Source organism: Streptomyces sp. NPDC054770, assembly GCF_053611985.1.
Map to the genome: position 1 here is coordinate 1 of NZ_JBSHBL010000026.1, position 13,230 is coordinate 13,230.

Sequence of the window (13,230 nt, forward strand, 5' to 3'; positions counted from 1 at the left end):
CTGGCGTTGACTTTTGGCACGCTGTTGAGTTCTCAAGGAACGGTCGCTTCCTTTGTACTCACCCTCTCGGGCTTTCCTCCGGGCTTCCCTTCGGTCTTGCGTTTCCGACTCTATCAGATCTTTTCTCGACCCGATTTCCTCGGTGCTTTCCAGGTTTCCGCTCTCGCGTTTCCCTTTCCGGCGGTTCCGACTCTATCAGATCCTTTCGGCGTCTGATTCCCAGTCAGCGGGAGTTGCCTTCCCGGCCGTTGGGCCGTTCCGACGTCCCAAACCTTAGCGGATCCGCTCCGCGATTCCCAATCGGGCCGTGCGGTCCGATCGAGCACCACTGAGACCCGAAATCGAATTGAATTCGGGCACGCCGAAATCAACCCGGTCGGGAGATCGTGCTGGTGGTTTGGGGTGCCGCTCATGCGGCGGAGGTGCTGTCGCAGAACCGTTACGGCCCCGCGGCAACCCGAAGAACATTACGGGGCGGGCAGGGGGGTGTCAAGCCTCCCCTGTCAAGATTTTTTCCACGGCCCGCGCGTCGGCGTCAGTCCAGGTCGGTGAGCCGGCCGCCGGCGTCGGGCTGGGCGTGCTCGACGCGGCGCAGCAGCCTGGTGAGGACCTCGCCGAGCACCCCGCGTTCCGCCGGGGAGAGGTCCTGGAGCAGATCCTCCTCGAAGACGGAGGCGAGGCGCATGGCCTCCAGCCACTTCTCGCGTCCGTCGGGGGTCAGCTCGACGATCACCCGGACGCGGTTGGACTCGTCCCTCTCCCGGGTGACGAGCCCCTCGGCGACCATCCGGTCGATGCGGTGGGTCATCGCGGCGGGGGTGAGTCCGAGGCGCTTGGCCAGCTCGCTGGGGCCCATGCGGTACGGGACGCCGGAGAGGACGAGGGCCTTCAGGACCTCCCACTCCGCGCTGCTGATGCCGAGGGCGCCGGTCTGGCGGCCGTAGGCGACGTTCATACGGCGGTTGAGCCGGGAGAGCGCCGAGACGATCTTCTCGACCTGGGGGTCGAGGTCCTGGAATTCGCGCTGGTAGGCGGCGATCTGCTCGTCGAGGGTCGGCTCGCCGGCGCCGGGGGTGTCGGCCATGGGCCGAAGTATCGCACGGGCGTGCTTGGCGTTGAAGTCCTTCACGATGTAGTCTTTAGCTTCGAACTTTAGCTTCAAAGTCTTGAGACTTCAGCAGTCCATGACTTGACGACCTGAGAGAGGTGAACGTGACCAGGGCGATGGGCGCAGCGATGCGCCGGATCCACGTGGGCAACGCACTCAGCGCGTTCGGGCTCGGTTTCACCGTCCCCTACCTGTACGTCTATGTGGCGCAGGTGCGGGGGCTCGGTGCCATGACGGCGGGGTTCGTGCTCGCCGTCTTCGCCGTGGCCGCGTTGACAGTGCTGCCGTTCGCCGGCCGGGCGATCGTGCGGCGCGGCCCACTGCCGGTCCTTCTCACCGCCCTGGTGACGGCCGCGATCGGCGCGCTGAGCCTGGGGCTGGCGGGAAGCGGTCCGACCGTGCTGGCCGCGGCGGCGCTGCTCGGGGCCGGGCAGGCAGTGATGCAGCCGGCGCTGGCGACGATGATCGTGGACTGCTCGACGGCGGAGACCCGGTCCCGGGCCTTCGCGACGCAGTTCTTCCTGCAGAACCTGGGGCTGGGAGTCGGTGGCCTCATAGGCGGCCACCTCGTCGACACCACCCGGGTCTCCTCCTTCACCCTCCTCTTCGCGATCGAGGCGGCGATGTTCCTGCTGCTGGCCGTCGTGATGGCGACGGTGCGGGTACCGCACTCGCCGCGGATCACGGACGCGCCGGGCTCGACGTCGGCGAAGGGCAGCTGGAAGCAGTTGCTGGGGAACCGGGCGATGGTGCAGCTGTCCGTGCTGGGCTTCGTGCTGTTCTTCGCGTGCTACGGGCAGTTCGAGTCCGGGCTGAGCGCGTACGGCGTCGAGGCGGCGGGGATATCCACGTCCGCGCTGGGGACCGCGCTGGCCGCGAACACGCTGATGATCGTCGTCGCGCAGTTCGCCGTGCTCAAGTTCGTCGAGCGCCGGCGGCGGTCGCGGGTGATCGCCGGGGTCGGGCTGATCTGGGCCGTGGCGTGGGTCACGGCCGGGTACGCGGGGCTGGGGCACGGCAGCCAGGAGATGGCGACGGCCGCGTTCGTGTCGACGTACGCGCTGTTCGGACTGGGTGAGGCGATGCTGTCGCCGACGGTGGCTCCGCTGGTGGCCGACCTGGCGCCGGAGGGTATGGCCGGGCAGTACAACTCGGCGTTCGCGCTGGTCAAGCAGCTGGCGCTGGCGGTGGGGCCGGCGGTGGGCGGGCCGATGGGGGCCTCGCTGCATGCGCCGTACGTCGTGACGTTCCTGCTGTTCTCGCTGGGGATCAGTGTGCTGGCGGTGCGGCTGGGGAAGCGGCTGACTGACGTCCAGGACCGGCCTTGGCTCGCTGCCAGAAGCAGGGTCGTGGCGCGAGGTGGGGCGACTTCGGAGTCCGTGTCCGCGTAGTGGGGGGCGGGGGTGGGGACGCTTACCGGCGCTTGCAGGGTGCCGCCCGCGCCCACCCGTGCCGCCCCAGCGGCACGACTGCCCGCGGACATCGAGCCCCGTAAGGGGCGCGGGGAACTGCGCGACCAGCCCCCACTGACCCGCAGCCGAACAACGATCCGCCCCCTACCCCTTCGGCAGTACGAACTCGCACCACACCGCCTTTCCTCCCCCGGGCGTCCTTCTCGACCCCCACCCCGAGGCGATCGTCGCCACGATCGCGATGCCCCTTCCCGACTCGTCGCCCGGTTCCGCACGGCGGCGGCGCGGCAGGTGGTCGTCGCCGTCCGTCACCTCGATGATCAGTCGGCGGTCGGTGCGGCGGAGCCGCAGCCGCATGGGCGGGGTGCCGTGCTGGAGGGAGTTGGCGACCAGCTCGCTCGTCGCGAGGACGCCCAGGTCATGGAGATCGGCCGGGAAGCGCCAGCTGGCCAGCACGCCGGAGGCGAACGCCCGGGCGCGTGGCGCCGCCTCGATGCCGCCGAGGAGTTCCAGCGCGGCGTTGCGGAACAGGTCGCTGTCGGGGCCCGTACGGGCCGGGTGCTGGAGGACCAGGACGGCGACGTCGTCGTCGTGGTCGGCCGTGACGCCGGCCGAGCGGACCAGGCGGTCGCAGACGACCTGCGGGGTGCCGGTGGCGCCTGCCAGTGCGTGTGCCAGGGCCTCGATGCCCTGGTCCAGGTCCGCGTCCCGGCGTTCGACCAGGCCGTCCGTGTAGAGGACGGCCGTCGAGCCGGGGCCCAGCGGGACCGAGGCGGACGCGTGGACCCAGCCGCCGGTGCCGAGCGGCGGTCCGGTCGGTTCCTCGGTGCGCAGCACGCTCCCGTGCTCGTCGCGGACCAGGATCGGGAGGTGGCCGGCGGAGGCGTACACCAGTCGGCCCTCGTTGGGGTCGTGGACGGCGTAGACGCAGGTGGCGATCTGGTTGGGGTCGATCTCGGTGGCGAGGCCGTCGAGGAGCTGGAGGACCTCGTGCGGGGGGAGGTCCAGGCGGGCGTAGGCGCGGACCGCTGTCCGGAGCTGGCCCATGACGGCCGCCGCGCGGACGCCCCGGCCCATCACGTCGCCGATGACGAGGGCGGTGCGGCCGCCGCCGAGGGTGATGACGTCGTACCAGTCGCCGCCGACCGCGGCCTCGGTGCCGCCGGGCTGGTAGGTCGCGGCGATCCGGAGGTCGTCCGGCTGTTCCAGTTCCTGCGGGAGCAGCGAGCGCTGCAGGGTCACGGCCGTTTCGCGCTGCCGGCGTTCGCTGGCGCGCAGCCGCTCCGCCGCCTCTGCGTGGTCGGTGACGTCGGTGGCGAAGAGGAGGACGCCGCCGTCGCGGTCGCCGTTCTCGGCGACCGGGGTGCAGGTGAACGTGTAGGTGCGGCCGTCGAGCGCCTTGCGGGACTTGAGCGTGCGGGGCTTGCCGCTGCGCAGGACCTGGTCGAGGAGGGGGAGGAGGCCCAGTTCGGCGAGTTCGGGGAGGGCCTCGCGGGCGGGGGCGCCCGGGGGGCGTACGCCGAAGGCCGTCGTATAGGCGTCGTTGACGTACGCGATGTGGTGGTCGGGGCCGTGGACGAGGGCGACCAGGGCCGGGACGTGGTCGAGGACGCCGCGGGCGGGCAGTTCGTCGACGGCTGGGACGCAGGATGGCTCGTCGGTCAGTTGTTCGGCGCGGGCCGCGGGCACGGATCCTTCCCCCCGCCGGTCCGGGGGAACCGCGTGCTCGGTCCGCGCTGCGGCGCGGCGCTGCGTTCCGGGGAGCCGGGCGCTCCAGCGCGTGAAGTTCACGAAACCTTGCCTCGTGTCGTCGTCTCCGGCCGGCTCGGGGAGCGGCCGGGGGCCGGGGGATGTCCCCCGGTGCAGTTCTGGGGAGAGGGTGGAAGAAGCCTTGTGCTCGGTCTGGGGGCAGTCTGGCAGGGTGGCCGTCGGCGACGACATCCGTCAGACGCCGGGGCGGTCCGTGGAGTTCCTGAGTTCCGTCAGGACGACCCGTTCGAGTCGTCGGAGGGACTGTGAGGATGTTTTCCACCGGCCGCGAGTTCGAACTCCGCTCGAGGATGTTCGAGTGATCCGAGCGAGACGATCTCCCGTTTGAAGAGCCCGGAGAGGGTCCATTCGGCGAGGACGCGGGCCTTCCGGTTGAAGGTGGGCACCCTGCTCAGGTGGTAGACGCGGTGCATGAACCAGGCAGGGTAGCCCTTCAGCCTGCGGCCGTAGACCTGGGCGACGCCCTTGTGGAGGCCGAGCGAGGCGACCGAGCCGACGTATTTGTGGGCGTAGGTGTCGAGGGGTTCGTCGCGCAGGGCGTGGACGATGTTGTCGGCGAGGACCCTGGCCTGGCGGACCGCGTGCTGGGCGTTGGGGGCGGTCTCGGTGCCGGGTTCGGCGGCGGTGACGTCGGGGACGGCGGCGGCGTCGCCCGCGGCCCATGCGTGGTCGACGCCGTCGATCGTCAGCTCGGCGGTGCATTTCAGCCGTCCGCGCGAGGTGCGCGGCAGGTCGGTGGCGGCGACCAGGGGGTGCGGTTTGACGCCGGCCGTCCAGACGAGGGTGCGGGTCGGGAAGCGCTGGCCGTCGCTGAGGACGGCGACGCGGTCGACGCAGGACTCCAGGCGGGTGTCGAGCAGCACCTGGATGTTGCGGCGGCGCAGTTCGGTGACGGTGTAGCGGCCCATCTCGGCGCCGACCTCGGGGAGGATCCGGTCGGTGGCCTCGACCAGGATCCACTTCATGTCCTCGGGCTGGATGTTGTGGTAGTACCGCGTGGTGTAGCGGGCCATGTCCTCCAGTTCGCCGAGGGCCTCCACGCCCGCGTAGCCGCCGCCGACGAAGACGAAGGTGAGGGCCGCGTCGCGGATCGCGGGGTCACGGGTGGAGGAGGCGATGTCCATCTGCTCGATGACGTGGTTGCGCAGGCCGATGGCCTCCTCGACGGTCTTGAAGCCGATGCCGTGCTCGGCGAGACCGGGGACGGGCAGCGTGCGCGAGACCGAGCCGGGGGCGAGGACCAGTTCGTCGTACTCCAGGAAAGTGGCGCCTTTTCGCTCCTCGGCGGTGGCGAGGGTGGCGACTTCGGCGGTGCGCTCGGCGTGTTCGACGGACGTCACCTCGCCGATGACCACATGACACCGGTCCAGAACGCGTCGCAGGGGTACGACGACATGACGAGGGGAAATCGAACCCGCGGCCGCCTCGGGAAGGAACGGCTGGTACGTCATGTAGGGGTCGGGGGCGACGACAGTGATGTCGACCTCACCCTGCCTGAGCTCCCGCTTCAGCTTCCGTTGCAGCCGCAGGGCCGTGTACATCCCGACGTAGCCGCCACCGACAACGAGAATGCGCGCACGTTCCTTCACCATCCCATGACGCACCCGTGACTGTTGTTTGTCCACAGCCCCGGCAATTTGTGTGACCGGGGGACGGCTGTGCCGGGCGCCGGGCGCGCGCCCACGGCCGGACGAAAGGGACCAGGTCAGCGGGGGCGGGCAGGGGGGTGCGAAGGCGTCGAATCGGGAGGTAAGCGACTCGTACTCCGATCGGGGGGCGCTCCGTGCGGAACGTCCCCCTTCTGAATTGACAGCCTCTCAACTATGTTCGTGTGTCGACGGGGTGTAGGGGATGTGGTCGATCGGTCCGCGATGGGCGGCCCGGCCGGCCCGCGGTCCATGGATCGGTCATGGGTCGGCCGCAGTTCCGCTTGCTCCGGCTAATCAGTGACGGGGAGTCTCCGGGGGGAGACGTCGTTAACCGGGGGAAAACAAATGCACATTCAGGACACGCATTGGTCATCGGTATCCGCTCTCGCGGCCGGTGGCGGAACGGTGAGCGCGACGGCGGGCAACGGACGCGGTGACGGGCCGCGTACCACGCCGTTGCGAGTGGACGCACAGCGCAATCTGGAGCACGTGCTGCGTGCGGCGCGCGAGGTCTTCGGCGAGCTGGGGTACGGCGCGCCGATGGAGGACGTGGCGCGGCGGGCGCGGGTCGGGGTCGGCACCGTGTACCGGCGCTTCCCGAGCAAGGACGTGCTGGTACGGCGGATAGCCGAGGAGGAGACCTCCCGGCTGACCGACCAGGCGCGGGCCGCGCTCGGGCAGGAGGACGAGCCGTGGTCGGCGCTGTCGCGCTTCCTGCGGACGTCGGTGGCGTCGGGGGCGGGGCGGTTGCTGCCGCCTCAGGTGCTGCGGGTCGGGGTGCCGGAGGAGATCGGCGGCAGTGCCGTGGCCGGCTCCGGGGCCGAGGAGGCCCGGGTGCCGCAGCAGCGGACGCAGCCGGGGGCCGGGGAGTTGCGGCTGGTGTCGCAGGAGCGGGAGCCGGTGGCCGACATCGCCGCCGACGACACGGGCGCGGCCGCGCTGCTCGACGTCGTGGGGCGGCTGGTGGAACGGGCGCGGGCGGCCGGTGAGTTGCGGCCGGACGTCTCCGTCTCCGACGTGCTGCTGGTGATCGCGACGGCGGCGCCGTCCCTGCCGGATGCTGCGCAGCAGGCGGCGGCTTCGTCCCGGCTGCTCGACATCCTGTTGGAGGGGTTGCGGTCTCGTACCTGACGGTGACCTTGCTCGGTCGGCCGGGTGGCTTCGCAGGAGCGTGTGCCGTGGGCGGGTGCGGGTCGGCTGTGGCCGGTCGCGCCCGCCGGCGGTAGCCGCAAATCAAACACAGCCCCGCGCCCCTTCGGGGCGCGGTAGTCGGGGCACAGCAGTCGGCGTTTCCCCTTCCGGGTGACCGTTTCGTCGCTCGGGGGTCCCGGTAGAAGGCGGTGTGGCAGGCTGAGTCGGTGATTCGGTCGGTCGGGCTGGCATCGGGGGCGTTCCACTATGGGTGTTGACGGGTGGGACGAGCCCGTGGGTGAGGGGACGACCTCGCCGCAGGTGCCCAGCCAGGGCGGGCGGGCCGCGGTGCCGCCGGCCGGGAAACCGCCGGAAGGGAACGTTCCGGCACAGCGTGACGGGAGTGTGCTGCCGCCGCCCCGGGAACTTCCGCATCCCGACAGCCAGTTGATCGAGCGGATGCGGGCCGGTGACGACTCGGCGTACGAGGAGCTGTACCGGCGGCACGCGGACGCGGTACGGCGCTACGCGCGATCCTGCTGCCGGGACGGGCACACCGCCGACGACCTGACCGCCGAGGTCTTCGCCCGCATGTTGCAGGCGGTGCGCGGTGGTTCCGGGCCCGAGTACGCCGTGCGCGCCTATCTGCTCACCTCGGTACGGCGGGTCGCCGCGCAGTGGACCAAGTCGGCCCGGCGTGAGCAACTCGTGGACGACTTCGCGCTGTTCGCCGCGCAGGCCGCGCACGGCACCGAGGTGTCAGACGCCGACACGATCGACCTCGGCGCGGACGTGCGTGCGATGCACGAGGCCGAGCAGTCGATGGCGATGCAGGCCTTCCGTTCGCTGCCGGAGCGCTGGCAGGCCGTGCTGTGGCACACCGAGGTCGAGGACGAGTCGCCGAGCGAGGTGGCCGTCCTCTTCGGGCTGGACGCCAACGGCACCCGGGTCCTGGCCAGCCGGGCTCGCGAGGGCCTCAAGCAGGCCTACCTCCAGGCCCATGTGAGCGCCTCCCTCGTCGACGACGAGGAGTGCGCCCGCTACGCCGACCAGCTCGGCGGCTACGCCCGCCGCAAGCTGCGGGTGCGCGCCGAGCGGGGGCTGCGCAAGCACCTGGAGGAGTGCGCCAGGTGCCGGCTGGCCGCCGCCCAGATCGAAGAGGTGGCGAGCGGTATCCCGGCCGTCGTGCCGGTCGCGGTCATCGGCTGGTTCGGGGCCGCCGGGTACGCCAAGGCGCTCGGGATCATCGCCGGGGGCGCGGGAGTGGGGGCCGCGGGTGCGGCCGCCGCGGCGAGCGGTTCGTCCGGCGGGGCGGGCGGCGGCGGGGGTGCCGCGGCCTCGGAGGGGCTCGCGGGGCCGGTGAAGGCCGGTATCGCCGCCGGAGTGGTCGCGGCGGCGGTCGCGGTGGTGGCCCTCGCCCTGACGAACGACAGCCACCCCGTCAAGGAGGCCGTCAGACCCACCCCGTCCACGCCGGTCGTGCAGCCCGGGACACCGACCCCCACCCCGGCGAAGCGGAAACCGGCGCCCGAGCCGGTCGTCCTCGCCCCCGAACCGACCCCGACACCCACCCCGACGCCGACCCCGAGCCCCAGGCCCACCCCGAGCCCGAAGCCGGCCCCCACCCCGTCGCCAACACCGACCCCGAGGCCGACCCCCACTCCCACGCCGACGCCCACTCCGCCGGCCGCCCCGGTCGTCTACCAGTGGAGCGAGCTGCGCTTCGACATCACCGGTGACGGCACCCGGCCCGAGATGCGGCTCGGCGAGAGCAGCTGGGTGTGGCAGCGGTACGGCGTGACGGTCGCCGGCACGGAGTACGCGCACGGCGTGACCGTGCACGGCCGGTCCTCCGTCACCATCGACCTCAACCGGCAGTGCACCGCCTACGACGCGACGGCCGGCGTCGACGACATGACCCTCGGCCTCGGCAGGGTCGCCTTCGCCGTCTACGCGGACGGGGTGCGGCTGTGGCGGTCCGGGGTGGTCGAGGGCGGACAGGCCGCCGTACCCGTCCATGTGGATCTCACCGGGCGCCGGACCGTGCGTCTGGTGGTCGAACCGCAGACCGCCTTCGACACGCTGGCGCTCGCCGACTGGGCCGAGTCGAGGTTCACCTGCCGGTAGGGGCGGCGCCCTGGTTCAGGTGGCGGTGGCGGCGGTCGGCGTGCTGCTCAGCTCGCGCAGGGCGTCCTCCTCGGTGAGGGAGGCTCCGCGCGAGCGCTCGGCCGCGTAGCGCCGCGGGGTCAGCGTCGCGCGGGCGGCCGCGTCGACCTCCTCGGCGCGGGTGCGCTCCGGCTCGGGGCGGATGCTGCCGGCCCGCCAGTGGTCGGCGGCGGCGTACAGCCGTACCGCACCCGCCAGATCGCCGAGCCGGGCCAGCAGGTCGGCGCCGACGTCCACCAACGCCGCCGTGATCACCTCGGCGCACCGGTACTCCACCGCCTCGCGCAGCCCCTCGGCCACGACCGGCAGCGCCCGCGCGGGGCCGTGCTCCAGGGCCGTGAGCATGGCGTCGACGGCATGGATCGCGGCCATGAACTGCGGGGGCGCGGAGCCGGCCGCCGTCATGACACGGGCGGTCTCGTAGTACTCGCGCGCCCGGGGCAGGTCCCCGTCGTAGTGGGCCAGCAGCGCCAGCAGCACCGCCACGTACGCCTTCGACTCCGCCACCCCGTACCGGTCGGAGGCCTCGCCCGCCCGGTCGAGGGCGACCCGGGCACCCGCCCGGTCCCCGGAGCGGAAGGCGATCTCGGCGAGCCGCGCCAGCAGGAACGGCGTCTCCGCGTACGCACCGACCTCGTGGGCGAGCCGCAGCGCCTCCCGGTACTCGCTCTCCGCCGCCTCGAACCGGCCGCGCGCCATGGCCGCCTCGCCGGCCGCGCTGCACACCTGCGCCCCCATCCAGCGGTCCCCGACCCGCCGGCTGAGGACGCGCAGCTCGGCCAGGTCCTCGTCGACGCCCCGCAGGTTGCCGGGTGAGTCGACCAGGATGTGGGTGCGGTACATCAGGGTGACGCCGATCTCCCAGTCACCGCCGTACTCCCGGCAGTTGGCGACCACCGCGGACATGTCCGGGGCGATGTCCACGGCGGGGCCGCCCAGGGTCCACGCGGTGAGCGGCCAGATGATGCCCGGCAGCCGGGCGGCCCGGGGACCGCCCGGCTCGAAGGCGGCCCGGACGAGCGCGACGTACCGCGGAGTCCGCTCGTCCGTCACCAGGTCCGGCTGGCCGGACTCGGAGGCCAGGAACAGGTCGAGCATCCTGAGGTCCATGCGCAGCTCGTACAGCGGGTGCCCGGCCTCGGCGTCGGGGGCGGCCAGCAGCGCGCCCACGGGGTCCGCCACGTCGGCGAGCGCGCGCAGCTCGTCCGGACCGGCGCCCTCGGGCAGGGCGTCCCGGGCGACGCCCAGGCGCAGTACCGCGCGCACCGAGACCGACGCCTCCTGGCGGTAGTTGCGCAGCCACCAGAACCAGCCGACGGCGAGGACGATGCGGCCCGCCTGCGCCTCGTCGCCCGCGCGGACCGACCGGTCGAGGGCGGCCCGGATGTTGTCGAGGTCGGTCTCCAGGCGGCGGATCCAGGGGAGCTGCTCCCCCGAGCGCAGTCTCGGCTCCGCGTCCGCCACGAGCGCGCACACCCACGCGCCGTGCCGCCGCTCGGCCGCCGCGCGCAGCCCGGGAACCTCCGCGGCGCGCTCGACGGCGTACTCGTGGATGGTCTCCAGCATGCGGTAGCGCATACCGCCGGTGCCGCCGGCGCCCTCCGTGCCGTCCGGGGTGGCGACGATCAGGGACTTGTCGACGAGTGCGCCGACCAGGTCGGCGGCCGGTCCGGTGCACACGGCCTCCGCCGCCGCGAGATCCCAGCCGCCGGCGAAGACGGACACCTCGCGCAGCATGGTCCGCTCCCGCTCGTCCAGCAGGTCCCAGGACCAGTCGACGACCGCGCGCAGGGTCTGCTGGCGGGGCAGGACCGTGCGGCTGCCGGCGGTGAGCAGGCGGAAGCGGTCGTCGAGCCGGTCGGCGATCTGCCGGGGTGTCAGCAGCCGCAGCCGGGCCGCCGCGAGCTCGATCGCCAGGGGCAGTCCGTCCAGGCGGCGGCAGATCTCGTCGACAGCCGCCGCGTCGCTCGCCCCGGTACCGGGTCGGACGGTGGCGGCGCGCTCCTCGAAGAGGCGGTGCGCCTGCTCGGGGGCGAGGGGCTCGACCGGGCGCACCGACTCGCCGGGGACGCCCAGGGGTTCACGGCTGGTGGCGAGGACCGTGAGTCCCGGGCAGTGGGTGAGCAGGGTCTCGGCGAGGGCGGCCGCCGCTTCGATGACATGTTCGCAGTTGTCAAGGATCAGGAGTTGGCTGCGCGGGGCGCAGTACTCGACGAGCAGGGCCGTGGGGTCGGTCTGCACGGTCGCCAGCTCGTTGGTCATGAGCACGGTCTCGCGCAGACCGAGCGCGCTGACCACCGCGCTCGGCACCGCCTCGGGCCGGTCGAGCGGGGCGAGCTCGACGAGCCATGCCTGCGGGAGCCCGGCGGCGGCCTCCTCGGCGAGACGGGTCTTTCCGGAGCCGCCCGGTCCGGTGAGGGTGACGAGACGGGTCCTGTGCAATTCGGAACGAACGGCTTCGAGTTCGGGTTCCCGGCCCACGAAAGAGGTAAGACGCGGACGGAGGTTGCCGGTGCGGGGCGGGGGTGCGCCGAGGGGGGTGGGTTCCTGCGTGAGCAACGACGCGTGCAGTGCCTGGAGTTCCGGGCCCGGGTCGGTGCCGAGGCCGTCGGCGAGGGTGCGGCGGGCGGTCTCGTACGCGGCGAGGGCGTCCGCCGGGCGGCCGGTGTCGCGCAGGGCGCGGATGAGCAGGGCCTGCAGCGGCTCGTCGTACGGGTGGGCCGTGGTGAGCTCGGTCAGCTCCGGTACGGCGTCGGCGGCGCGGCCGAGGCGGAGGGCGGCGTCGGCGCGGGTGCGGGTGGCTTCCAGCCGGAGCGCCTCCGGGCGGGCGGCGGCCGCGGTGCGGTCGGGGAGGTCGGCGAGAGCGGGGCCGCGCCACAGGGCGAGGGCCTCGGTGAGGAGCCGGTGGGCTGTCGCCGGGTCGCCGGTGCTCAGGGCGTGGCTGCCTTCACGTACCTGCCGCTCGAAGACGTGCAGGTCGATGTCGTCCTCGGTCGCCTCCAGGCGGTAGCCGCCGGGCGTCGACGTGATGACGTCCTTGCCGAGGCTGCGGCGGAGCCGGCCGACGAGGGCCTGGAGGGCGGCCGGAGCGTCCTGCGGCGGGTCGTCGTCCGTCGCCCAGATCTCGCCGATGAGGGTCTCGGGGGTGAGGGTGCGGGTGGGGTGGAGGGCGAGGACGGTGAGCAGGGCGCGGAGGCGGGGGCCGCCGACGGGTATGGAGGCGCCCTGGTCGTCGGTTGCTTGGGTCACACCCAGGATTCGGTACCGCACCGGGCCATTGTCGCCGGGGGCGGAGGAAGGGGCACGGAGTTTCGACGCCGGGGGTTGCGGGTTGCCCGGGGTGGGGGCGGGGGGGGGTGCCGACGCCGGCGTCGAGGGTTGCCCGGGGTGGGGGCTGGGGGCAGGGGGTGTCGCTCACCGGCGCTGGCCGGGTGCCGCTGCGCCCACCCGTGCCGCCCCAGCGGCACGACTGCCCGCAGCTGAGATAGGTCACGAGCGCCCGCGGCTGGGGAGAAGCGGCAACTACAGCGCCCCGTAAGGGGCGCGGGGAACTGCGCGATCGGCCCCCACCGGGCCGCAGCCGAATCACCAGGCCCCCACCCCGAATGCGGGGGCCTGGGGGCGGCAGCCCCCAGATGCGGTGCCCCCCTCACAACCTCACGCCCCCGACGCCAACGCCCCCCTCATCGGCGTCACCCCCGCAGGGACCGCACGGGCCCGTGCCGGTGTCCCCGTCCAGCAGGTGCCCCGGCGGGAGAGGAGCCGGCGCAGCCACAGTTCCAGGGAGACCAGGTCGGCCAGCCCGTCCAGCGGCAGCGGCTCGCCCGCGGCCGCCGCGCGGAGCGCCTTGCGGACCACCCTCGCCTCCACCAGGCCCGCCTGCGCCAGCAGCGGCGTCGAGAAGAGGGAGATCAGGTCGAGGGGGCCCCCGCCCAGCCCCCCGCCGGGTGGGGCCGCCGCGGGTCCTGGGGCTGGGGGGGCCCCCAGCCCCCCC

At 73.0% G+C, this 13,230-nt stretch carries 8 protein-coding genes and 1 pseudogene; 4 read left to right on the forward strand and 5 right to left on the reverse strand.

Annotated features, from left to right (window positions below; all coding sequences use genetic code 11):
• On the forward strand, positions 1 to 216 hold a 216-nt coding region (locus tag ACWGKQ_RS22810), incomplete at its 5' end, for a hypothetical protein (protein ID WP_352094450.1).
• Between the two features lie 319 nt (positions 217 to 535).
• On the opposite strand, the gene ACWGKQ_RS22815 is transcribed toward ACWGKQ_RS22810, so the two are convergent.
• A complete protein-coding gene (locus tag ACWGKQ_RS22815) occupies positions 536 to 1,084 on the reverse strand; it encodes a MarR family winged helix-turn-helix transcriptional regulator (RefSeq protein ID WP_453293785.1) in 549 nt (182 codons plus the stop codon).
• A gap of 128 nt (positions 1,085 to 1,212) precedes the next feature.
• Between ACWGKQ_RS22815 and ACWGKQ_RS22820 the strand changes: the two genes are divergently transcribed.
• Positions 1,213 to 2,499, forward strand: a complete 1,287-nt coding sequence (locus ACWGKQ_RS22820; RefSeq protein ID WP_453293786.1) for an MFS transporter — start codon at positions 1,213 to 1,215, stop codon at positions 2,497 to 2,499.
• Positions 2,500 to 2,664: 165 nt separating this feature from the next.
• Here ACWGKQ_RS22820 and ACWGKQ_RS22825 read toward each other — a convergent pair whose 3' ends face one another.
• Together ACWGKQ_RS22825 and ACWGKQ_RS22830 are read right to left on the reverse strand one after the other, a co-directional pair.
• A complete protein-coding gene (locus tag ACWGKQ_RS22825) occupies positions 2,665 to 4,311 on the reverse strand; it encodes an ATP-binding SpoIIE family protein phosphatase (RefSeq protein ID WP_453293787.1) in 1,647 nt (548 codons plus the stop codon).
• 191 nt (positions 4,312 to 4,502) lie between these two features.
• On the reverse strand, positions 4,503 to 5,882 hold the full coding sequence (locus ACWGKQ_RS22830) for an NAD(P)/FAD-dependent oxidoreductase (protein ID WP_453293788.1): 1,380 nt from the start codon (positions 5,880 to 5,882) through the stop codon (positions 4,503 to 4,505).
• Positions 5,883 to 6,284: 402 nt separating this feature from the next.
• Here ACWGKQ_RS22830 and ACWGKQ_RS22835 point away from each other — a divergent pair, with 402 nt between their 5' ends.
• Positions 6,285 to 7,070 carry a TetR family transcriptional regulator gene (locus tag ACWGKQ_RS22835; protein ID WP_453293789.1) on the forward strand — a complete coding sequence of 262 codons (786 nt, stop codon included), beginning with the start codon at positions 6,285 to 6,287 and terminating at the stop codon, positions 7,068 to 7,070.
• 267 nt (positions 7,071 to 7,337) lie between these two features.
• On the forward strand, positions 7,338 to 9,197 hold the full coding sequence (locus tag ACWGKQ_RS22840; RefSeq protein WP_453293790.1) for a sigma-70 family RNA polymerase sigma factor: 1,860 nt from the start codon (positions 7,338 to 7,340) through the stop codon (positions 9,195 to 9,197).
• 15 nt (positions 9,198 to 9,212) lie between these two features.
• On the opposite strand, the gene ACWGKQ_RS22845 is transcribed toward ACWGKQ_RS22840, so the two are convergent.
• Together ACWGKQ_RS22845 and ACWGKQ_RS22850 are read right to left on the reverse strand one after the other, a co-directional pair.
• A complete protein-coding gene (locus ACWGKQ_RS22845) occupies positions 9,213 to 12,506 on the reverse strand; it encodes a BTAD domain-containing putative transcriptional regulator (protein WP_453293791.1) in 3,294 nt (1,097 codons plus the stop codon).
• Between the two features lie 387 nt (positions 12,507 to 12,893).
• Positions 12,894 to 13,230, reverse strand: a pseudogene (locus ACWGKQ_RS22850) (asparagine synthase-related protein); the annotation flags it as partial.

What these genes read in the sequence shown, in the direction of transcription:
- ACWGKQ_RS22815 (WP_453293785.1), bottom strand. Translation starts at nt 1,084, where the DNA reads ATGGCCGACACCCCCGGCGCCGGCGAGCCGACCCTCGACGAGCAGATC.
- ACWGKQ_RS22835 (WP_453293789.1), top strand. Translation starts at nt 6,285, where the DNA reads ATGCACATTCAGGACACGCATTGGTCATCGGTATCCGCTCTCGCGGCC.
- ACWGKQ_RS22830 (WP_453293788.1), bottom strand. Translation starts at nt 5,882, where the DNA reads ATGGTGAAGGAACGTGCGCGCATTCTCGTTGTCGGTGGCGGCTACGTC.
- ACWGKQ_RS22840 (WP_453293790.1), top strand. Translation starts at nt 7,338, where the DNA reads ATGGGTGTTGACGGGTGGGACGAGCCCGTGGGTGAGGGGACGACCTCG.